Below are 20534 nucleotides of genomic sequence, written 5' to 3'. Positions count from 1 at the left end.
TCAGCGGACGGCGACCGTGAGCAGGGTCAGGGCCGGCTCGTGCGTCTCGACCTCGTAGACGCCCGCCTCGGCCCCGGTGAGGCGCAGCGTGGTCGGGGTGCCGGCCTTGAGCGTCGCCTCGACGTCGAAGCCGTGCGCGTGCAGCTCGTCGTCGTGGTCGCTCGTGACGACGAGCTCGAGGGTCGAGCCGATCGGCAGGTTGATCTGCGCCGGCGCGGGCGTCACGGTCGTCCCCGTGACGGTCACCTCGAGGCGCTTGACGCTGCCCGTCGAGACGACGCCGGTGCCACCGGACGGCCCGGGGTCGGGGGTGCCGGACGAGCAGGCGGCGGCGCCGGCGAGCGCGAGGACGCACACGGCATACGGGAGGGCGCGAAACGTACGCATGGCCACGATCCTAAGCAGGGGCGTCTGGCAGAGTGTGAGCATGTCTGACCGCCTGACCTCGCTCGACGCGTCGTTCCTCTACCTCGAGGAGTCCACCACGTCGATGCACGTCGGGTCGGTCATGGTCTTCCAGCCTCCTCGCGAGGGCTTCGACTACGACCAGCTCGTCCGCATCATCGAGAGCCGGATCGGCGCGATCCCACGCTTCCGGCAGAAGGTCCGCGACGTCCCGGGCCGCATCGGCAACCCCGTGTGGGTCGACGACGAGGCCTTCGACATGGGCTACCACGTGCGCCGCGCGGGCCTTCCTCGACCGGGAAGCGACCGGCAGCTGCAGGACTTCGTCGCCCGGGTCCAGCCGCGCAAGCTCGACCGCACCCGTCCCCTGTGGGAGGTCTACCTCGTCGAGGGGCTGCACGACGGCCGGTTCGCGATCGTCACGAAGACCCACCACGCGCTCATCGACGGGGTCAACGCCCTCGACATCGCCCACGTCATCGTCGACGCCGTCAAGGGCGAGGACCAGGACGACGTCGTCGTGCCGTGGGAGCCCAGCCGGTCGCCGTCATCGGTCGAGCTCGTCACCGGTGCCGTCATCGACGCGGTGCGGCGCCCGACCCAGGTCGTCGACCTCGTGCGCGGCGGCCTCAACGACGCCCTCAACGTCGGCCTGCGTGCGGTCGAGTCGGCCGGTCAGGTGCTCTCGACGGTCGCGCGCACCGCGGCGCGCCCTGCGCCGGACTCACCCCTCAACGCCGAGATCGGCTCGGCCCGTCGATGGGTCATGATCGCGACCGATCTCGAGGACTACCGCCTCGTGCGCAAGCGGCTGGCCCGCGGTGCCTACGCCGAGGACGTGACGATCAACGACGTCGTGCTGGCGACGATCGCCGGCGGCTTCCGGGCGTGGCTGCTCGGGCGCGGCGAGGCGGTGAGCCCCCACACGTCGGTGCGCGCCATGGTGCCGGTGAGCATCTACGGCGACGACCCGGCCGGGATGTACGCCAACCAGGTCATGGCCTGCGTCGTCAACCTGCCGGTCGGCGAGCCCGGGGCCTCGATGCGTCTGCACCAGATCGCCTTCGCCATGCGCCAGCAGATGGAGGGTGGCCAGGCCGTCGGCGCGACGTCGCTCGCCAACCTCGCGGGCTTCGCCCCTCCGACGCTCCACGCGCTCGGTGCGCGGCTCGGCTCGGCGATGTCGCGCCGGCTCTACAACGTCATGATCACCAACGTGCCGGGCCCCCAGACGCCGCTCTATGCCGGTGACGCCGAGATGCTCTCGACCTACCCGGTGACGCCGCTCGCCAAGGGCCAGGCCCTCTCGATCGGGATCACGTCGTACAACGGCGGCGTCTACTTCGGTCTCAACGCCGACCGCGACGCGATGCCCGACGTCGACGTGCTCGGCCAGTCCATCGTCGAGTCGCTCGCCGAGCTGACGAGCGGGAGGGAGTCCTGATGCCGGTCGTGCGCGTCTACGTGCCGCTGGGACGGGCCGGCCTCGAGGAACTCGCCACCGCAGGCGCGCTCGCCGCCGGCCCGGGTGCCCCACGGACGGCGTATGCCGTCACGTCGGGTCTCGAGCAGGCCGCGCCGGGTCTCGACGTCGAGGATCTCGAGTACGCCGCCTTCAGCGACGCCGTCGAGGCGGCGGCCGGGCTCCGGTCGGCGCGCTCGGACCGGAGGGTCGTCGCGTCCGCCGACGCGGACGCGGCGTGGGTCTCACCGCGCGACGGCGCCCCCGTGTCGAAGGTCGTGCTCACGTCTCCGGTGCCGCTCTCGCGGGTCGCGTCCTTCCACGTCGACGACGAGGTGACCGGCGCGGTCGACGAGGAGGCCGACGAGCTGCTCTGGTACGACGTCACCGAGCTCGACGACGTGCGCTCCTTCTTCGGCTGACCCCGTCATGGCCGACGACGAGGTGGTCGCGCTCTACGACGAGGCCGGCCAGGTGTCCGGGTCGGCGCCGCGCTCGGTCATGCGGGGGCGCAACCTGCGCCACGCGGCGTCGTCGGTCGTCGTGCGCGACCCTCTCGGGCGGGTCTACCTGCACCGCCGCACGACGACGAAGGACGTCTACCCGGGTCTGCTCGACCTCGCCGCCGGTGGCGTCGTCCTGGCGGGGGAGGACCCGGCCCTCGGCGCGGTGCGCGAGGTCGAGGAGGAGCTCGGGGTCTCGGGCGTCCGGCTCGAGCCCCTCGGCGTCGCGGACTACGCGGACGCGCACACGCGCTACCGCGCCTTCCGCTTCGTCGTGACGTGGGACGGCCCGATCCGGTGGCAGCCGGAGGAGGTGTCGTGGGGAGAGTGGGTCACCGTCGAGGAGCTCGTGCGCCGCTTCGACGACGAGGCCGACAGCATCGTGCCCGACAGCGTGGCGGTGTGGTCGCAGATCGTGCGCGGGTGGCACGCCGACCGGGTCCCGCTGCGGCAGGGTTGGGACAGCGTGACGACGCTCGTGGAGCAGCGCTGGATCGACCGCACGGCGCGCCGGCCGGAGGTCGGGACGGCACTGCTCGCCGAGGCGGTCCTGCTCCCCGCGATCGCGGACGGGTTGCCGCTGGAGGTGCCCCGCCCGGTCGTGCTCGACCGTGAGCCGCTGCGGGTGCGGCACGTCGTCGTGCCCGGCGAGGCGGTCGACCCGGCACGCCTCACCTCCGCCGACGGAGAGGTCTTCGCCGCCTTCCTCGCGGCGCTCCACGCCGTGCCCCTGCCCCTGGCAGCCGGCGCGGGCTGCCCGTCGGCCGTCGACGACCACGCCGGACGGGCCGCTCAGGTCGAGCGCTTCCGGCACGTCGTGCTGCCGCTGCTGCCGCCCGAGCACCGGTCCACGGGGGAGGCGCTGCTCGAGCGGGTCGGCGCCGTGGGTGAGCAGGCACTGTGCCACGGCGACCTCGTGACCGAGCACGTCCTCGCCCACGAGGGTCGGCTGTCCGGTGTCATCGACTGGGGCGACGCCCGGGTCACCGACCCGGCCCTCGACCTCGCGTGGGCGCTCAACGCGACGTCACCCGCGTTCGCCGAGACCGTCGCGTCCACCGTGGACGACGACACGGGGGCCAGGGCCCGGGCCTGGTGGGCGCTCGCACCGTGGTTCGACGCCCACCGGGGCGCGACGTACCCCGATGCGGTGGACGGTGGCGACCCGTCAGGTGTGCTCGCGCACGACCTGGAGGTCGTGGCGGCGCGGCTGCGCTCGTGGCGCGAGCGTGACGACGGTGCGTGACGGAGGCGTCGACCTCTTGTCACGACCGAACGATCGTGCTTTTATGGTCACATGAGCAAGGGTGACGACACGAGGACGGCCATCCTCGACGAGGCGACGGGGCTCGCGTCGCTCGTCGGGCTCGGAGGCCTGACCATCGGCACGCTCGCCGCGGCGACGAAGCTGAGCAAGAGCGGGCTCTATGCGCACTTCGCGTCCAAGGAGGCGCTGCAGGTCGAGGTGCTCCAGCACGCCCGCGACCGGTTCACCGACGTCGTCATGCGCCCGACCGTGGCCGCTCCCCGGGGTGAGCCGCGCGTGCGCGAGTTCTTCGACCGCTGGATCACGTGGCAGTCCACGGCCTTCGACGGCGGCTGCATCTTCGTCGATGCAGCAAGCGAGTTCGACGACCAGGAGGGCCCGGTGCGTGACGAGCTCGTGCGTGCCGAGCGCGACAAGCTCGAGTCGCTGACCCTCATCGTCGGCACCGCCGTCAGTGAGGGGCACTTTCGCGACGACGTCGACGCCGAGCAGTTCGCCTACGAGCTCGAGGGCATCGTGCTCGCGCACCACCACGCGCGCCGGCTGATGCGCGATGGTCGGGCCGAGGAGCGCGCGCGCCGCGCCTTCGACCGGCTCGTCGACGACTGCCGCCCCGCCGCCCGGTCGGCCTGACCACCCACACGCCTGGTCCGTCCGGACCGCCAGTCCCACCCGCAAACCCGAGGAGGAGTCATGGTCAGCCCATCTCCGCAGAAAAGCACGAACGATCGGTTTATTCAACGTCGCGCCTGCCCGGCGGTCTTCCGCGCGGCCGAGGTGCTCGCACCCCCTCTCGGAGCGCGAGTCGCCGAACGCCTCTGGTTCCGGCTGCCGACGGCCCGCCCCTCGGCTGACGCGGCCGCCGGGGCCCCGCCGATCGGTGAGCTGCTCGGCTCGGCCTTCGAGGTCGGCCTGCGCGGGTACGCCGTGCGGGGCTGGGTGTGGGGCGAGGGACCGGTCGTCTACCTCGTGCACGGCTGGGGCGGGACGCTCGAGCAGCTGACGCCGCTCGTCACACCCCTGCTCGACCGGGGCCTGCAGGTCGTCGCCTTCGACGGCCTCAGCCACGGTCGCTCGGACCCCGGTGTCCACGGCGCCGACTCCTCCGACGCCGTCGAGCTCGGTCGCTCCCTCGACGCCGTCGCCGCACGCTTCGGGCCCGCCCGGGCCGTCGTCGCGCACTCGATGGGCGCGCTGTCCACGCTCCTGGCGATCCGTGACGGCTGGGTCGCCGCAGAGCGGCTCGTGCTCGTCGCCCCGCCGAGCGGCATACCCGATCTCCTCGTCCACCTCCGGAGCGAGCTGGGGCTGGGCGAACGGACGACGCAGCGGCTCGTCGAGCGTGTCCGACGCCGCACCGGCTACGCGCCCGACGATCTCGACCTCGTGACGATCGCGACCGCCCTCGAGCTGCACGAGCGGCCCGAGCTGCTCGTCGTCCACGACCTGCTCGACCGGGAGGTGCCGCACGCGCCGTCGGTCCGCCTCGTGCAGGCGTGGCCGGGCGCGGCGCTGCTCTCCACCGCCGGGCTCGGGCACCGCCGGGTGCTCGCGGACGCCGCGGTCGGGGGAGCCGTCGCCCGCTTCGTCGACCGCCTGCCGGTGGAGGCCAGCCTGCACGGCGACGACCGACCCCAGCCATGGCCGGGCGAGGCCGCCGACGCCGGCTCGGCCGCCGCCGCCGAGGCCCGCGCCGGGGCGGCCTGACCGTCCCACGTGCTGGTCCGGGGGAGTCGCGGGCGCGTCATCCCTTGTTACGTTGCGCGGATGGACTTCACCGCTGACGAGTACGCCCGCCGCGATGCCGACCGCCTCCGCGAGATCCTCTCGGGACCACCCGTGACGTGGGTCTTCCTCGGCGACAGCATCACGCAGGGTGTCGTGCACACGCACGGCCACCGCGGCTACGTCGAGCACTTCGCCGAGCGCGTCCGCGGCGAGCTCGGTCGGCGTGGTGACGCCGTCATCAACTCCGGAGTGTCGGGCGCCACGACGGAGGACCTCCTGCCCGAGTTCCACTGGCGTGCAGGGCGTTTCGCGCCCGACGTGGTCTTCGTGATGTTCGGCACCAACGACATCCTGGCGGGCGACGACGGGGTGCGCGCCTTCCGCTACCGCCTCGACCAGATCGTCCAGCGCTCCCGAGACGTCGGCGCCACCGTCGTGCTCCAGACGCCGCCGCCGGTGCTCGAGGACGGTGGTCGCGGCCCTCGCCTCATCGCGCTCTACGCCGAGGCGGTGCGCGAGGTCGCACGCGACCTCGGGGTCCTCGTCGTCGACCACGCCGCCGCGTGGGAGTCGGCCGCGTCCGCCGCCGGTGAGGACGTGGCCCCCGCCGGCTGGCTCGACGACACCTTCCACCCCGGCGCGCGAGGGCACCACGAGCTCGCCCTGACCCTCCTGTCGACCATCGACATCGCCGACTCGACGAGCGAGGTCTGCTCCCTCGTCGTCGACGACACCGTGGGCGCCCACGCCTGACCCTCCGGCCGACGGTGCAGCCACCCCCCGCACAACCTTCGGCGCCGCCGTCACCCCCCTGACCCCCCGTCAGGACCCCTGACCCCACCCCGACGCCGGTCATCGCGGGTCAGGGGTGGGTCAGGGTCCGGTCAGGGCGCTCCCCAGCAGCGGAACGGGCCACGGTCACGACACCATGGGGTCATGACACAACCGATCCCCAACCCGTCCGGCCAGTCCCTGACCCCGACGAGCGACGAGCGCACGTGGGCCGTCCTCGGCCACCTCGCCGCCATCGTCGCCGCCGTCATCTCGGTCGGCTGGCTCAGCTTCGTCGGCCCGCTGCTCATCTGGGCCGTCTACAAGGACCGCAGCGCCTTCGTCCGCAAGGCCGCGGCCGACTCCTTCAACTTCAACCTCGCCGTCTGGGCCGCGATCATCGTCGGCTGGGTCATGCTCTTCACGGTGATCCTCATCCCGGTCGCCATCATCGTGTGGATCGTCGCCGTCGTGGCCGCGCTGTGGTTCCACATCCGGGCGGCGATGGCGGCGAGCCGCGGCGAGTCCTTCCGCTACCCGTGGAGCATCCCCGTCCTGCACTGAGCACGGAGGCGGCACTGACGGGCACCGCGGGAGGCATGGAACGATGGGGTGGCCCCGCCCACGAGGCGGGCCACCCCGCTCGCCTGCACCGGGCGAGACCCCGTGCCAACCGCAGGAGAACTTGATGGACGCCGTGACCCACGTGCCCGCACCGGCCAACGAGCCGGTGCTCGACTACGCGCCGGGCTCGCCCGAGCGAGCCGCGCTCGAGGTCGCCCTCGCCGAGCTCGGGTCGGCCCAGACCGAGCTGCCCCACACGATCAACGGCGAGCGCGTCACCGGCACCGGTCGCACGATCGCCGTCCGCCAGCCGCACGCGCACCGCAAGGTCCTCGGTACCCTGCGCAACGCCACCGTCAAGGAGGGCCAGGCCGCCGTCGACGCCGCCAAGGCCGCTGCCCCGATGTGGCGCGAGCTCTCCTTCGACGACCGTGCCGCCATCCTCCTCAAGGCCGCCGAGCTGCTCTCCGGTCCGTGGCGCGCCCGGCTCAACGCGGCGACGATGCTCGGGCAGAGCAAGACCGCCTACCAGGCCGAGATCGACGCCGCGTGCGAGCTCATCGACTTCTGGCGCATCAACGTGCACTTCGCCCGCCAGATCCTCGAGCAGCAGCCGCCGCTCAACGCCAAGGGCATCTGGAACCGCTCCGACTACCGCTCGCTCGAGGGCTTCGTCTACGCCATCACGCCGTTCAACTTCACCGCGATCGCCGGCAACCTGCCGACCGCCCCGGCGCTCATGGGCAACACCGTCGTGTGGAAGCCGAGCCCCACCCAGCAGCTCGCCGCGCAGCTGACGATGGAGCTGCTCGAGGAGGCCGGCATGCCCCCGGGCGTCATCAACATGGTGACCGGCGACGGCATCAACGTCAGCAAGGCCGCGCTGCGCGACGAGGACCTCGCCGGCATCCACTTCACCGGCTCGACGCCGACGTTCAAGCACCTCTGGCAGGAGGTCGGCACCAACCTCGACCGCTACCGCACCTACCCGCGCCTCGTCGGCGAGACCGGCGGCAAGGACTTCATCCTGGCCCACCCGAGCGCCGACCCGGCCGTCCTGCGCACCGCGATGATCCGGGGCGCCTTCGAGTTCCAGGGCCAGAAGTGCTCGGCCGCCTCGCGCGCCTACGTCCCGGCCTCGGTGTGGAAGCAGATCAAGGGCGACCTCGTCGACATCACGAACGGCCTGACGCAGGGCGACGTCACCGACCTGTCCAACTTCATGGGTGCCGTCATCGACGACCGCGCGTTCGCGAAGCACAAGGACGCCATCGACCGGGCCCATGCGACCAAGGGCATCGACGTCGTGGCCGGCGGCACCTACGACGACTCGGTCGGCTACTTCGTGCGGCCGACGGTCCTCGAGATCAAGGACGCCACCGACGAGTCGTTCCGCACCGAGTACTTCGGCCCGATCCTGTCGGTCCACGTCTACCCCGACGCGCAGTACGACGCGGTGCTCGACCAGATGGAGCGCTTCGCGCCGTTCGGCCTCACCGGCTCGATCATCGCCCAGGACCGTCGCGTCATCGCCGACGCCACGAAGCGCCTGCGCTTCGCCGCCGGCAACTTCTACGTCAACGACAAGCCGACCGGCGCCGTCGTCGGCCAGCAGCCGTTCGGTGGCGGCCGCGCGTCCGGCACGAACGACAAGGCGGGCGCCGCACAGAACCTGCTGCGCTGGACGAGCGTCCGCTCGATCAAGGAGACCTTCGTCCCGCCGACCGACCACACCTACCCGCACATGGGCTGACCGTCCCGAGCACGTATGCCGCTGGGCCCGTCTCCGTCAGGAGGCGGGCCCAGCGGCTTGTCGGGTCCGGGTGCCCGGTGTCGGGATCAGGCGCGCTCGGAGAGCCACGCGTTGCCGGTGCGCTGCTCGCTGCGGATCGCGTCGATGACGGCCGGCGCGGCCGCCTTCTCGACCTTGCCGCCGAAGAGCGGGATCGACGCCTTGAGGTCGCCGTCGATGGTGATCTGCGTGCCGCCACCGGCCGGGGCGAGCCGGATCGTCGACCGCATCGCGACCGGGGCGCCTGCCACCTCGACCGTGAGGGTGCCGGTGCGCGTGCCGTCAGCGGCAGTGGCACCCCACTCGTAGGTCTCCGTCACCGAGAGGGTCGAGCCCACGATCGACTTCGCGAAGTCGGGGAGGTCGTCCGCCGGCAGGTCGCGCTTGGTGACGACGCGGGCGCCGTCACCCGCCGGGCTGACCGCGGCCTCGTGCCGGTGGGCGTGGGCCTCGACGCACTTGCGCTCCTGGAAGGCCACGTCGGTGACCATGGCGTAGACCGTCTCGGGCGGGGCGGCATACGTGATCGTCTCGGAGATCTTCATGGCCGACACGGTATTGCACCACCCACCGGACCCCGAGGACGCGTGCCGTCCGTGTGCCGTCCCACCGGTTCAGCCGTCCGGACACCGGGGTGCAGGTCAGGGACCCGACCGGGCGCGGTCGGACAGGGCCGCGAGTGTCGTGCCGGACGCCTCGAGCTCCCGGCGGAGGCGGGCCAGCTCGCGCGAGCGCACCGCGCTCACGCGGTTGAGCAGCTCCTGGAGCCGGTCGCGCTCGGCGAGGCGCTCGCCCGGTTCGACGCGGCTCGGTCCCGAGCGCTCGACGACGAGCCGGCCGTCGATGACGAGGTCGCAGCGCCTCAGGGCCGGCTCGAGGGCACGGACGCGCGCTGCCGACTCGACGGCGGTCGTGGTCCACGACTGGAGGAGGCCGCCGACGCGGTCGAGCTCGGTGGCGGCTCGGGTCACGAGGTCTCGCTCGTGCCCGGTGGGGTCGGGCGCCCCGGTGCGACCCGCCCGACGCGCGGCCGCATCGAGGTCGACGACGAGGTCGGCGAGCTGGTGCGCCTGGGTGCGCAGTGCCCCGCCGAGCGCCGACGTCGACCCGGGGTCTCCGGGGGAGAGGCTCACCGGGCGTCACCCGCCTGCGTGGGCGGTCCGGCGGCTCCCGAGGTGCGGTCGTCGGCGCCCTCGTGCGGCCGCCCCGGGGCGCCGAGGTCGAGCAGCCGCTCCTCCAGCGCCTCCGAGAGGGCCCTGAGGGTGTCGGCGGCCTGCTCGACCCACGTGTCGAGCGCGCGCTGCGTCGGGAGGTCGCCGAGGTCGGGCAGGTGCGTCAGCAGGTCGTCGGAGAGAGCGCGCGTCGTCGACCTGCCGGCGGCGAGGGCCCGGAGCGTCGCAGGGTCCGCAGCGCCCGCCACCCGGCTCCCCTCGGTCATGGCACCACTCTAGGGACTGCCCGGACCGGCGCCCGGAGTTCTCCACCGGCTGTCCCGTCCGTCACTCGCGTCCCAGCGGCGGAGTGTCCGGCGGGGGTGGTTCGGGCTCGGACGCCGACGGGGATAGGCTCACATGGTGAGATGGGCGGCACAACGACGTGTCGCCGTACGGGCCACACGGTGAGGAATCCGACGACCGCATGTCAGCGTCACTCGAACAGACTCGAATCGACGTCATGAAGGCCGCTGCCGCGGCCGTGGCGCCTCCCCCTCGACGGGGTCGAGGCCGATCCGGCCAGGCGGCCTCCCGCGATCTCGAGGAGTTCCTCCTCGCCTACTACCGCCTCGTCGCGACCGAGGACCTCCTGGCCCGCCCGGCGCGTGAGCTCGCGACGATCGCCACCGAGCACCGCGCCTTCGCCGAGGAGCGCCAGGACGGCACGTTCAACGTGCGCGTCTTCAACCCGACGGCCGACGACGAGGGCTGGTCCACCGGGCACTCGGTCGTCCAGATCGTCGTCGACGACATGCCGTTCCTCGTCGACTCCGTCGTCGCTGCGCTCGGCGGCTTCGACCGAGGCGTGCACCTCATCGTGCACCCGCAGATGACGGTGTCGCGCACCATCACCGGCGAGCTCAAGTCGGTCATCACCGACGGCTCGACGACCGTCCGGTCGAGCTCGCTCGGTCTCGTCCGCGAGTCGTGGATGCACCTCGAGATCGACCGCCTGCCGGCCGACGCCCTGCCCGACGTCGAGGCCCGACTGCGCCACGTCCTCGAGAACGTCCGCGACTCCGTCGAGGACTGGCCCAAGATGCGCGCGCACGCGCTGACCATCGCCAGCGAGCTCCGCTCGGCGACGCCGCCCGGCACCGACCCGCACCAGGCGCGTGAGGCCAGCCGCTTCCTCGAGTGGCTCGCGCACAACAACTTCACCTTCCTCGGCTACCGCGAGTACTCCCTCTCGAACGAGAACGGCAAGGACGTCTCGCGCCAGGTGCCCGGCACCGGTCTCGGCCTCCTGCGCTACGACCGGCCTTCTGCCGGAAAGGGACTCGTGCTCACGCCGGCAGCCAGCCGAGCAGCTCGCGACTCCACGATCCTCATCATCACCAAGGCCAACTCGCGCGCGACGGTCCACCGCGACGTCTACCTCGACTACATCTCGGTCAAGCGCTTCGACGCCCGCGGTGAGTGCGTCGGCGAGCAGCGCTTCCTCGGCCTCTACGCCTCGGCCGCCTACAACGACACGATCCACGACATCCCGCTGCTCGACGTGCGCGCCCAGGAGGTGCTGCGCCTCACCGGGCTCAGCGCCGACAGCCACTCGGGCAAGGACATCCTCCAGATCCTCGAGACCTACCCGCGGGACGAGCTCTTCCAGACGAGCTCCGCGCAGCTGGCCGAGATCGCGACGAGCGTGCTGCACCTGCAGGAGCGCCGCAAGACCAAGCTCTTCCTGCGCCGCGACGAGTTCGGCCGCTTCGTCTCGTGCCTCGTCTACCTCCCGCGCGACCGCTACAACACGACGGTCCGCCTGCGCATCGAGGCGATCCTGCTCGAGGCCTTCGGCGGCGAGAACATCGACAACACGACCCGCGTCAGCGAGTCGACGCTCGCGCGCCTCCACTTCGTGGTGCGCATGCCAACGGGCACCGACATCCCCGACATCGACGAGGCCGACCTCGAGAAGCGCGTCATCGACGCGACCCGCACGTGGGACGAGGACCTCTCCGAGGCGCTCGGCCAGGCGCGTGGCCTCGAAGGGGCGGCACGGACGATGGCGGCGTACGCCAAGGCCCTGCCCGAGGCGTACAAGGAGGACTTCGGCGTCGAGACGGCGGTCGAGGACCTCGACCGGATCGACGCGCTCGGCGACGGCGACCGCACGACCGGCCTGCACCTCTACGACGACCCCGCCTCCGACGACCCGCGCGAGCGGCGCTTCAAGCTCTACCGCCGCGCCGACCTGTCCCTGACGCAGGTGCTGCCGCTCTTCACCCACCTCGGTGTCGAGGTGACCGACGAGCGCCCCTACGAGGTGCCGGGTCCCGACGGCCGCACGCTGCACATCTTCGACTTCGGCCTGTGCGCCGACGCCCGCACGTGGGGGTCCGGCGACGCTGCCCTCTCGGCCGACGTCCGCGAGCGCTTCGAGGAGGCCTTCCGGGCCGTCTGGGACGGCCGGGCCGAGTCCGACGGCTTCAACGCGCTCGTGCTCGCCGCCGGCCTCACGTGGCGCCAGGTGGTCATCCTGCGCACCGTGGCGAAGTACCTCCGCCAGACCGGCTCGACGTTCTCGCAGGACTACGTCGAGTCGGCGCTCGCCGCCAACACCGGCATCGCCCGGAGCCTCGTCGAGCTCTTCGAGGCGCGCTTCGACCCCGACGCCTTCCCCGAGACCGAGGCTGGCCACGACAAGCGCGCGTCGCGCCAGAAGCAGGTCGTCACGCGCATCAAGGAGGCGCTCGACGACGTCGCGAGCCTCGACCACGACCGCATCGTGCGAGCCCTGCTCGGGGTCATCCAGGCGAGCCTGCGCACGAACTTCTACCAGCCCGACGACAACGGCCGCGACAAGTCGTACGTCTCGCTCAAGCTCAACCCCAAGAAGGTCCCCGACCTGCCGGCCCCGCGACCGATGTTCGAGATCTGGGTCTACAGCCCCCGGGTCGAGGGCGTCCACCTGCGCTTCGGCAAGGTCGCCCGCGGCGGCCTGCGCTGGTCCGACCGACGCGAGGACTTCCGCACCGAGGTCCTCGGTCTCGTCAAGGCGCAGATGGTCAAGAACGCCGTCATCGTGCCGACCGGCAGCAAGGGTGGCTTCTACGCCAAGCAGCTGCCCGACCCCTCTGTCGACCGCGCGGCCTGGATGGACGAGGGCATCGCGTCCTACAAGCTCTTCATCTCCGGGCTGCTCGACCTCACCGACAACCTCGTCTCGGGCGCGGCCGTGCCGCCCCACCGGGTCGTGCGCCACGACGAGGACGACACCTACCTCGTCGTCGCCGCCGACAAGGGCACCGCGAAGTTCTCCGACATCGCCAACGGCCTCTCGGCCGACTACGGCTTCTGGCTCGACGACGCCTTCGCGTCGGGCGGCTCGGCCGGCTACGACCACAAGGGCATGGGCATCACGGCGCGGGGCGCGTGGGAGTCGGTCAAGCGCCACTTCCGCGAGATCGGCGTCGACACCCAGACCCAGGAGTTCACCGTCGTCGGCGTCGGCGACATGAGCGGCGACGTCTTCGGCAACGGCATGCTCCTGTCCGAGCACATCCGCCTGCTCGCGGCCTTCGACCACCGGCACATCTTCGTCGACCCCTCCCCGGACGCCGCCACCTCGTATGCCGAGCGCCGGCGGATGTTCGACCTGCCGGGCTCGTCGTGGGCCGACTACGACGAGACGCTCATCAGCAAGGGCGGCGGCATCTTCCCGCGCTCGGCCAAGTCGGTGCCGGTGAGCCCCGAGATGGTCGCGGCCCTCGGGCTGCGCTCGGGCACGAAGTCGATGACGCCGGCCGAGCTCATGAAGGCGATCCTGCTCGCGCCGGTCGACCTGCTGTGGAACGGCGGCATCGGCACCTACGTCAAGGCCGCCGCCGAGACCAACTCGGAGATCGGCGACCGTGCCAACGACGCCATCCGCGTCAACGGCAGTGACCTGCGCTGCAAGGTCGTCGGCGAGGGAGGCAACCTCGGGGCGAGCCAGCTCGGTCGCATCGAGGCCGCGCTGGCGGGCGTCCGGATCAACACCGACGCCATCGACAACAGCGCCGGCGTCGACACCTCCGACCACGAGGTCAACATCAAGATCCTGCTCACCGAGCTGACCCGCTCCGGCGAGCTGACGACGAAGCGCCGCAACACGCTCCTCGCCTCGATGACCGACGAGGTCGCCGAGCAGGTGCTGCGCGACAACTACGAGCAGAACGTCCTCCTCGGCAACGCCCGCGCGCAGCAGCACGCGATGCTCGGCGTGCACGAGCGCCTCATCCAGTTCCTCGAGGCCAACGGCGACCTCGACCGCTCGCTCGAGTTCCTCCCGAGCGACGCCGAGATCGCGCGCCGCCAGAAGGACGGGCTGGGCCTCGTGTCCCCGGAGTTCTCGGTGCTCGTCGCCTACGCGAAGCTCTACCTCAAGAACCAGCTCATCACGACGGCCCTGCCCGACGACCCGTGGTTCGAGTCGACCCTCGCCGAGTACTTCCCGAAGCCGTTGCGGAGCAAGTACGCCGACGAGATCGCCGCCCACCCGCTGCGCCGCGAGATCATCACGAACTCGGTGGCCAACTCCATGGTCAACCGTGGCGGCATCACCTTCGCCTACCGGGCGGGGGAGGAGACCGGCGCCACCCCCGAGCAGGTCGCCCGCGCGTACGTCGTCTGCCGTGAGGTGTTCGACCTCGCCGGCTTCGTGCGGGGCGTGGAGGCCACCGACAACGTCGTGAGCACCGGGGCGCAGACGGCGCTCTACCTCGAGTTCCGCCGGCTCATCGACCGCTCGGTGCGCTGGTTCCTCACCTCGCGTCCCGCGACGCTCGACATCGCGGCCGAGGTGGCTCGCTTCCGCCCCGGCATCGAGGCCTTCTCCGGCCGCATCGCCGAGCTGCTCCAGGGCAGCGAGCGCACCCGCCTGCAGCGGCGGGCCCGCGAGCTCGAGGGCAAGGGCGTGCCGGAAGAGCTCGCGCTGTCCGCGGCCTCGCTGCTCGACCTCTACTCGCTGCTCGACTGCATCGAGATCGCCGAGGACACCGGTGAGAAGCTCGACGACGTCGTCGGGGTCTACTTCCTGACCTCCGAGACGTTCTCGATCGACGCGATGCTGACGCGGGTCACGATGTTGCCGCGCGACGACCGCTGGGACGCCATGGCCCGCGGTGCGCTGCGCGACGACCTCTACGCCGTCCTCGAGAGCCTGACCCGGTCGGTGCTCGAGGTGAGCAACCCGCGGCACGACGCCGTCGCCCGGCTCGCCGAGTGGTCCGAGCTCAACGCCGACGCGCTCGGTCGGGCGCGGGCCGCGCTGGGCGGGATCGAGCGGATGAGCCACGCCGGCATCGCGGCACTCTCGGTCGCCCTGCGCACCCTGCGCACCGTGACGAAGCCGGCCTCCTCGGGTGCTCCCGCTCCCGCCCCGACGGCCTCCTCGGACCAGCCCGCCCTGACGAAGCAGGCCGCGACGAAGAAGGCCGCCACCAGCAAGGCCGCCACCAGGAAGGCCGCCGTGAAGGCGACGACGAAGAAGGCGGCGACGAAGACCGCGAAGAAGACCGCTACGAGGAAGGCGGCGCCGAAGCTCGAGGTCAAGCAGCCCGCGACCAAGACGGCGGCCAGCAAGAAGGCGCCGGCGACGAAGCAGGCGGCGCGCGCCCGGGCAGCTCGAGTAGCCGCGGAGACCCGCAGCTGACGCACCGCCTCGTCGAGTGAGCGGCTGACCCCACACGCGTGAGCGCGTCGTCCCACCTGTCACGCGGCAGGTGGGACGGGGCGCTCACTGGTGCGGGGCGCTCACTCGACTGGGACGAGGGCACGGCGGTTTCAGGGCGTGTGCGCAACGGTGAGTAGTTCGTTGAGTTTAGAGGCGGGGGTCTGGAAGCCGAGGGTGGCTCGGGGCCGGGTGTTGAGCAGCTGCTCGACGCGGGTGATCTCCTCGTCGGGGACGGTGGTGAAGTCGGTGCCTTTGGGGAAGAACTCGCGGATCAGGCCGTTGGTGTTCTCGTTGGTGCCGCGCTGCCAGGGCGAGTGCGGGTCGCAGAAGTAGACCGTGCAGTCGGTGGCGACGGTGAACCGGGCGTGGTCGGCCAGTTCGGCGCCTTGGTCCCAGGTCAGGGTCTTGGCCAGGTGGGCCGGGAGCGTGGTGATCATCGTGGTGAGCCGGTCGGTGACGGTGGCAGCGTCGCGCCGGCCCGGCAGCCGCGCGAGCATCAGGTACCGGGTGGCCCGCTCGACCAGCGTGATCACGGCGCTGGAGCCGCGGGCGCCGATGACCAGGTCGCCTTCCCAGTGCCCGGGAACGGCGCGGTCGGCCGCTTCGGCCGGGCGGGCGGTGATCGCGGCGTCCCCGACCCAGGACTTCCCCCGGGGCCGGGCGGCCAGCTTCGAGGCCGGCACCCGCGAGGTGCGCCCGCTGCGCAGCGCCTTCTCCCGGGCCAGCTCGGCGCGCAGGCTGCCGCGGCCCTGCACGTAGAGGGCCTGGTAGAGAGTTTCGTGACAGATCCGCATGGACTCATCGTCCGGGAAGCGCAGGACCAGCTCGCCCTGGATCTGCTGCGGGGACCAGTGCGAGGTCAACCCGTGCAGGACGACCGCGCGTAGCGCGGCGTGCTCGGGCCGGTCCAGCTTCCGCGGCTGGGGACGGGCCCGGTTGGCGCGGGTGCGGGCCTGCGCGACCCGCACCGAGTACACCCCGGCGACGCGGTTGCGGTGCAGCTCCCGGGTCACGCTCGAGCGGTGCACGCCCAGCTCGGCCGCGATCCGGGCCGGGCACCGGCCCTCACGCAGCCGCAGCGCGATCAGGCCCCGACCGGCCTCGGTCAACCGGCCCCGCGGGTCGGTGAAGTCACCGCGCACCGACGGCGCCGCCAAGGTCGGGTTGACCATCCCACCGACCGGTCCGATCCGCATCCTCATGCCGGCCACCTTGGCCCACCGGGCCACCGCGAACCGGTCCACCCCGACCTGCCGGGCGACCTCCAGCCCCGACAGCCCCTGCTCGAGCAGCCCCAACGCCTGCTCCCGCTGAGATAGCGAATACCTCCTCAGTCCACCAGCCATCGTCCCGCCTCCACACGACATCCGTGTTGCGCAGACGATCTGAGACCGCCCACTCGACGGACGAGCAGGCCGGCTCACTAGGCTCGAGACGTGGCAACCCTGAGCGAGCTCCTGCGCGGCCGGACGAACCTGCCCGACCACGACGTCGAGTGGCTGCAGCTGCTCGTCGGTGACTGGCAGCTCGTCGCCGACCTCTCGTTCGCCGACCTCGTGCTCTGGGTCCGGTCGATCAGCGACCGCTGGGAGGCGGTCGCGCACGTGCGTCCGACGACGGGCCAGCTCGTCTTCGTCGAGGACCAGGTGGGCCGCATCGCCGATCCCGGCCGCACCCGGGACCTGCTCGACGAGGCCGCCGCCGAGCAGCGCATCCTGCGGGTCCGCCAGGTCGTCGTCCCCCACGAGCACGGAGCCGACCAGTCGGTGCGCGAGGAGTACATCCCCGTCGTCCGCGGCGGTCACGTCGTCGCCGTCCTGACCCGCCACACGAACCTCTGGACGACTCGCACGCCCAGCCGCCTCGAGCTGACCTACCTCGCCACGGCCGACGCCCTGTGCCGCATGGTCACCGGGGGCGAGTTCCCGCACAGCGGCGCCCCGACGGGCCTGCGGCGTGGTGCGCCGCGCGTCGGCGACGGCGTCATCCGGCTCGACGTCGACGGCATCGTCACCTACGCGAGCCCGAACGCCGTCTCCGCCCTGCACCGCCTCGGGCACCTCGGCGAGGTGGTCGGGGCGAGCCTGGCCCAGATCGTCACCGACAACGTCCGTGAGTCCTACCCCGTCGACGAGGGGCTGCCGCTCGTCGTCACCGGCCGACAGCCCTGGCGCACCGAGGTCGTCGCGGGCGGCACGACCGTCTCCATGCGCGCCATCCCGCTCACCGAGGCCGGGCAGCGGTTCGGCGCGATCGTGCTCATGCGCGACGTCGGTGAGCTGCGCCGGCGCGAGCGTGAGCTGATGACGAAGGACGCGACGATCCGCGAGATCCACCACCGGGTCAAGAACAACCTCCAGTCCGTCGCCGCCCTGCTGCGTCTCCAGTCGCGCCGGCTCCCCGACGGCGAGGCCAAGATCGCGCTCGCCGAGGCCGAGCGTCGGGTCGGGACCATCGCCATGGTGCACGACCAGCTGAGCCAGGGCTTCGACGAGACCGTCGAGTTCGACACGATCGCCCAGCGCGGCCTCAACGCCGTCGTCGAGGTCTCGGCGAACGGCGCGCCCGTCCACACCGTCACGCAGGGCTCGTTCGGGCGCCTGCGGGCCGAGGACGCGACGTCCCTCGCGATGATCATGAGCGAGCTCGTCCAGAACGCCATCGAGCACGGTCTCGGCGACGCCGGGGGAGAGGTCCGCATCTTCATCGAGCGGCAGTCGGACGAGCGCGGTCAGCAGATGGTCGTCGTCTCGGTCGAGGACGACGGCAAGGGGATCGACCCCGCGCGCCGGCCGGGCTCGGGCCTCGGGACCCAGATCGTCCAGTCGCTCGTCAGTGACCTCCAGGGCCGCATCTCCTGGGAGGCCGTCGTGCCGCACGGCACCCGGGCCCGGTTCACCGCGAGCCTGCGCCCGATCTCCTGAGCGTGGCCGCGGCCGTCAGGGGACGGCATACGCGGGCAGCCAAAAGCCCGGCGACCTGAGAGGGTCACCGGGCTCGACGACGATGGTCGTGCGGGGGCTCAGCCTGCGCGGCGGGCCCGCGCGTTGCGGCGCTTCAGGGCTCGGCGCTCGTCCTCGGAGAGGCCGCCCCACACGCCGGCATCCTGGCCGGTCTCGAGGGCCCACTTGAGGCAGGTGTCCATGACCGGACAGGTCCGGCACACAGCCTTCGCCTCCTCGATCTGCAGGATGGCCGGGCCGGTGTTCCCGATGGGGAAGAACAGCTCCGGATCGGCCTCCAGGCAGGCAGCGCGGTCGCGCCAATCCATGTGGATCGTGCTCCTTCATGTATCTCGGTTGGCACCGACGCCGGGTGTCGGGCGGTGCATGTGCTCGGGGCGCCAGCGTCGTTGTCGGAGCCAAGTCATGGTGTCGTCGTGCGGGGGGATGACCCCCTGACCAACGGAAACGCGCACGAAGTTGTTCCGTACGCGTTGAGGGCCATGATCCAGTGTGACCAGCAACCATGTCCGTGTTCAACGCCTTGGGCGCGGATCACACCAAGGATTGAGTCTATCGGCAGACGGCTCCCAGTTCCATACCTCCGGGCGGTCGGTGGGGCCCGCGACCCGCCGCGACGGCCCGGGACAGCCGGATCGCTAGGCTGACGAGGTGACCGAATCGACCTCCCCGAGCCGCCAGGTGCACGGATCCCACCGTGCCGCAGGGCTGCTCACGCTCCTCGAGGCCCTCGCAGTCCTCGGCTTCGCCGGCTTCTACGTCTACGAGATGGTGACGGGCGCCACAGACGACGTCACGCGGGCGGCGACCTCCGGCGCGCTGATCCTCGTCTTCGGGCTCGGCCTGCTCGCGCTCGCCCGGGGCTGGGCCCGCGCCGCCGACTGGCCGCGCACGCCCACCGTGCTCTGGAACGCGCTCCTGCTGCCCGTCGCGTGGTCGCTGCACGAGTCGGACCGCACGCCCGTGGCCCTGGCCGTGGGGCTCGTCGCGGTGGCGAGCATCGTCGCCGCCGTGTCGGCACCGGGGCGCCGGGCCGACGAGGGCCCCGAGGGTCCCGACGGCGAGCGCGACACCGACGTCGTCAGCTGAGCGAGAGCCAGTCGTTCCAGCCGTTGTGGAGCACGAGCCAGGCGATGAGGCCGTAGCCCGCCTGCCCGGGGTGCGCGCGGTCCGGGCTCGCGGCGAGGTCGGCCATCCACTGATCGTGGGTGGCGAGCGGGCGGTAGCAGTCCACGTAGGTGATGCCGCGTCGTGAGCACACGTCGGCCTGGGCCTCGGCGAGCGCCTCGATCTTGCGGTTCATCTCGTCGTCGAGCGTCGGCGTCAGGCCGACGACGAAGACGCCGATCCCCGCGTTGGTCGCCTCGTCGAGGACGTTGGCGAGGTTGAGCCGGGAGCGGGCCATCGTCATGCCCGACAGGAGGTCGCCGGTGCCCACGCTGAGCACGAGACGGCGCTCGGCGCGGCCCTTCCAGCGCGGGTGGCACTCGGCGCTCCAGCGGGCCACGACGTCGCCGGAGGTGTTGCCGCGCACGCCGAGGTTGTAGGCCGTGAGGTCGAGGTCGGGGTGCTGCGTGCGGGCCACGACGCGCCCGACCCAACCCAGGCCCTTGGGGTCGCCGTAGCCGGCCGTCATCGAGGCGCCGACGAAGACCATGCCGACGTCACGGATCCCCTCCGCGACGGTGAACTCGGCGCTCGGGGCGTAGTACGGGTCGTCCGTAGGGGCGTCGGCAGGGGCGGCCTGGGAGGCCGCAGGCGCGGCGGCGGCAGGTGCGGTGGGCGCGGCGGGCTCGGGAGCGGGCGCGGCGGCATACCGCCCCGGGGCGTCGGTGGTGAACTGGGTGTGGGACGAGGGGTAGGCCGGGCCCACGCCGTAGGGCTCCCTCGGCGCGTCGGCGTGCGTCTCGGCCCTGTCGCTGCGGTCGCTCACTGCTCAGTCCTCGTCGTCGTCCAGCCGGGCGAGCCACGTCGCGAGTCGCTCGACCGGCACCTCGAACTCGGGGTTGAGGTCGACGAACGTGCGCAGCTGCTCGGCGAGCCACTCGATGGTGACCTCGTCCTCGCCGCGGCGCGCCGCGAGCTCCTCGATGCCCCTGTCGGTGAAGTACACGTGGGGAGGTTATCGCGTGCCGGGGTGGGGCTTGCGGAGGCGGGCCGAGGACCGGGCACATCGGCGCCTCCCGAGGCGACGACGACAGCGTGCGTA

The 20534-nt window shown here is 72.1% G+C and carries 19 protein-coding genes; 11 read left to right on the top strand and 8 right to left on the bottom strand.

Annotated features, from left to right (window positions below):
- Positions 1 to 387, bottom strand: a complete 387-nt coding sequence (locus tag ACSSS0_RS04275) for a hypothetical protein (protein WP_487230174.1) — start codon at positions 385 to 387, stop codon at positions 1 to 3.
- A gap of 40 nt (positions 388 to 427) precedes the next feature.
- Between ACSSS0_RS04275 and ACSSS0_RS04270 the strand changes: the two genes are divergently transcribed.
- The 8 genes from ACSSS0_RS04270 to pruA all read left to right on the top strand — a co-directional run bounded on the left by ACSSS0_RS04270 (position 428) and on the right by pruA (position 8453).
- The gene (locus tag ACSSS0_RS04270) at positions 428 to 1849 is read left to right on the top strand and encodes a WS/DGAT/MGAT family O-acyltransferase (RefSeq protein ID WP_435985155.1); all 1422 of its coding nucleotides are present in this window, start codon (positions 428 to 430) and stop codon (positions 1847 to 1849) included.
- Positions 1849 to 2289 (top strand): DUF6912 family protein, encoded by a 441-nt coding sequence (locus ACSSS0_RS04265; protein WP_435985156.1) that lies wholly within the window; start codon positions 1849 to 1851, stop codon positions 2287 to 2289. Before ACSSS0_RS04270 ends, ACSSS0_RS04265 begins: the two co-directional genes overlap by 1 nt.
- A 7-nt stretch (positions 2290 to 2296) precedes the next feature.
- Positions 2297 to 3616, top strand: coding sequence for a phosphotransferase (locus ACSSS0_RS04260; RefSeq protein ID WP_487230173.1), 1320 nt, complete (start codon positions 2297 to 2299; stop codon positions 3614 to 3616).
- Between the two features lie 51 nt (positions 3617 to 3667).
- The gene (locus tag ACSSS0_RS04255; protein WP_435985158.1) at positions 3668 to 4270 is read left to right on the top strand and encodes a TetR/AcrR family transcriptional regulator; all 603 of its coding nucleotides are present in this window, start codon (positions 3668 to 3670) and stop codon (positions 4268 to 4270) included.
- A 144-nt stretch (positions 4271 to 4414) separates the two neighbouring features.
- Positions 4415 to 5344 (top strand): alpha/beta hydrolase, encoded by a 930-nt coding sequence (locus ACSSS0_RS04250; protein WP_487230172.1) that lies wholly within the window; start codon positions 4415 to 4417, stop codon positions 5342 to 5344.
- A 60-nt stretch (positions 5345 to 5404) separates the two neighbouring features.
- Positions 5405 to 6118, top strand: a complete 714-nt coding sequence (locus tag ACSSS0_RS04245) for an SGNH/GDSL hydrolase family protein (RefSeq protein WP_435985160.1) — start codon at positions 5405 to 5407, stop codon at positions 6116 to 6118.
- Positions 6119 to 6301: 183 nt separating this feature from the next.
- A complete protein-coding gene (locus tag ACSSS0_RS04240) occupies positions 6302 to 6700 on the top strand; it encodes a DUF4870 domain-containing protein (RefSeq protein ID WP_435985161.1) in 399 nt (132 codons plus the stop codon).
- Between the two features lie 124 nt (positions 6701 to 6824).
- A complete protein-coding gene (pruA, locus tag ACSSS0_RS04235; protein WP_487230171.1) occupies positions 6825 to 8453 on the top strand; it encodes an L-glutamate gamma-semialdehyde dehydrogenase in 1629 nt (542 codons plus the stop codon).
- Positions 8454 to 8539: 86 nt separating this feature from the next.
- Here the strand turns inward: pruA and ACSSS0_RS04230 are convergent, their stop codons facing one another.
- From ACSSS0_RS04230 to ACSSS0_RS04220, 3 genes are all read right to left on the bottom strand, one after another.
- Positions 8540 to 9037, bottom strand: a complete 498-nt coding sequence (locus ACSSS0_RS04230; RefSeq protein WP_487230170.1) for a DUF2505 domain-containing protein — start codon at positions 9035 to 9037, stop codon at positions 8540 to 8542.
- A 96-nt stretch (positions 9038 to 9133) separates the two neighbouring features.
- A complete protein-coding gene (locus ACSSS0_RS04225; RefSeq protein ID WP_487230169.1) occupies positions 9134 to 9625 on the bottom strand; it encodes a hypothetical protein in 492 nt (163 codons plus the stop codon).
- Positions 9622 to 9930 carry a hypothetical protein gene (locus ACSSS0_RS04220; protein ID WP_435985165.1) on the bottom strand — a complete coding sequence of 103 codons (309 nt, stop codon included), beginning with the start codon at positions 9928 to 9930 and terminating at the stop codon, positions 9622 to 9624. The genes ACSSS0_RS04225 and ACSSS0_RS04220 overlap by 4 nt, the downstream gene beginning before the upstream one ends.
- A 236-nt stretch (positions 9931 to 10166) precedes the next feature.
- Here ACSSS0_RS04220 and ACSSS0_RS04215 point away from each other — a divergent pair, with 236 nt between their 5' ends.
- The gene (locus ACSSS0_RS04215) at positions 10167 to 15341 is read left to right on the top strand and encodes an NAD-glutamate dehydrogenase (RefSeq protein ID WP_487230168.1); all 5175 of its coding nucleotides are present in this window, start codon (positions 10167 to 10169) and stop codon (positions 15339 to 15341) included.
- A gap of 131 nt (positions 15342 to 15472) precedes the next feature.
- Here ACSSS0_RS04215 and ACSSS0_RS04210 read toward each other — a convergent pair whose 3' ends face one another.
- Positions 15473 to 16708, bottom strand: coding sequence for an IS30 family transposase (locus ACSSS0_RS04210; RefSeq protein ID WP_487228385.1), 1236 nt, complete (start codon positions 16706 to 16708; stop codon positions 15473 to 15475).
- Between the two features lie 90 nt (positions 16709 to 16798).
- On the opposite strand from ACSSS0_RS04210, the gene ACSSS0_RS04205 reads away from it, so the two are divergent.
- Positions 16799 to 18286, top strand: a complete 1488-nt coding sequence (locus ACSSS0_RS04205) for a sensor histidine kinase (RefSeq protein WP_487230167.1) — start codon at positions 16799 to 16801, stop codon at positions 18284 to 18286.
- 98 nt (positions 18287 to 18384) lie between these two features.
- On the opposite strand, the gene ACSSS0_RS04200 is transcribed toward ACSSS0_RS04205, so the two are convergent.
- Entirely contained in the window at positions 18385 to 18633 is a 249-nt protein-coding gene (locus ACSSS0_RS04200) for a WhiB family transcriptional regulator (RefSeq protein ID WP_020142976.1), read from the bottom strand.
- A 343-nt stretch (positions 18634 to 18976) separates the two neighbouring features.
- Here ACSSS0_RS04200 and ACSSS0_RS04195 point away from each other — a divergent pair, with 343 nt between their 5' ends.
- On the top strand, positions 18977 to 19414 hold the full coding sequence (locus ACSSS0_RS04195; RefSeq protein ID WP_435985168.1) for a hypothetical protein: 438 nt from the start codon (positions 18977 to 18979) through the stop codon (positions 19412 to 19414).
- Here ACSSS0_RS04195 and ACSSS0_RS04190 read toward each other — a convergent pair.
- Together ACSSS0_RS04190 and ACSSS0_RS04185 are read right to left on the bottom strand one after the other, a co-directional pair.
- A complete protein-coding gene (locus ACSSS0_RS04190; RefSeq protein WP_487230166.1) occupies positions 19407 to 20258 on the bottom strand; it encodes a GDSL-type esterase/lipase family protein in 852 nt (283 codons plus the stop codon). The two genes, ACSSS0_RS04195 and ACSSS0_RS04190, sit on opposite strands and share 8 nt — an antisense overlap.
- A 3-nt stretch (positions 20259 to 20261) precedes the next feature.
- A complete protein-coding gene (locus tag ACSSS0_RS04185) occupies positions 20262 to 20438 on the bottom strand; it encodes a DUF6104 family protein (protein ID WP_020142973.1) in 177 nt (58 codons plus the stop codon).
- Positions 20439 to 20534: the final 96 nt, after the last annotated feature.

It is taken from the genome of Terrabacter sp. R4-6, assembly GCF_057529065.1.
Note: the sequence above shows the minus strand (reverse complement) of the source record. Positions and strands in the feature narration are given on the sequence as shown.

Coding starts and splice junctions, on each gene's coding strand:
- ACSSS0_RS04210 (WP_487228385.1), bottom strand. CDS start 16,708: ATGGCTGGTGGACTGAGGAGGTATTCGCTATCTCAGCGGGAGCAGGCG.
- ACSSS0_RS04220 (WP_435985165.1), bottom strand. CDS start 9,930: ATGACCGAGGGGAGCCGGGTGGCGGGCGCTGCGGACCCTGCGACGCTC.
- ACSSS0_RS04200 (WP_020142976.1), bottom strand. CDS start 18,633: ATGGATTGGCGCGACCGCGCTGCCTGCCTGGAGGCCGATCCGGAGCTG.
- ACSSS0_RS04260 (WP_487230173.1), top strand. CDS start 2,297: ATGGCCGACGACGAGGTGGTCGCGCTCTACGACGAGGCCGGCCAGGTG.
- ACSSS0_RS04230 (WP_487230170.1), bottom strand. CDS start 9,037: ATGAAGATCTCCGAGACGATCACGTATGCCGCCCCGCCCGAGACGGTC.
- ACSSS0_RS04215 (WP_487230168.1), top strand. CDS start 10,167: ATGAAGGCCGCTGCCGCGGCCGTGGCGCCTCCCCCTCGACGGGGTCGA.
- ACSSS0_RS04265 (WP_435985156.1), top strand. CDS start 1,849: ATGCCGGTCGTGCGCGTCTACGTGCCGCTGGGACGGGCCGGCCTCGAG.
- pruA (WP_487230171.1), top strand. CDS start 6,825: ATGGACGCCGTGACCCACGTGCCCGCACCGGCCAACGAGCCGGTGCTC.
- ACSSS0_RS04245 (WP_435985160.1), top strand. CDS start 5,405: ATGGACTTCACCGCTGACGAGTACGCCCGCCGCGATGCCGACCGCCTC.
- ACSSS0_RS04275 (WP_487230174.1), bottom strand. CDS start 387: ATGCGTACGTTTCGCGCCCTCCCGTATGCCGTGTGCGTCCTCGCGCTC.
- ACSSS0_RS04270 (WP_435985155.1), top strand. CDS start 428: ATGTCTGACCGCCTGACCTCGCTCGACGCGTCGTTCCTCTACCTCGAG.
- ACSSS0_RS04240 (WP_435985161.1), top strand. CDS start 6,302: ATGACACAACCGATCCCCAACCCGTCCGGCCAGTCCCTGACCCCGACG.
- ACSSS0_RS04255 (WP_435985158.1), top strand. CDS start 3,668: ATGAGCAAGGGTGACGACACGAGGACGGCCATCCTCGACGAGGCGACG.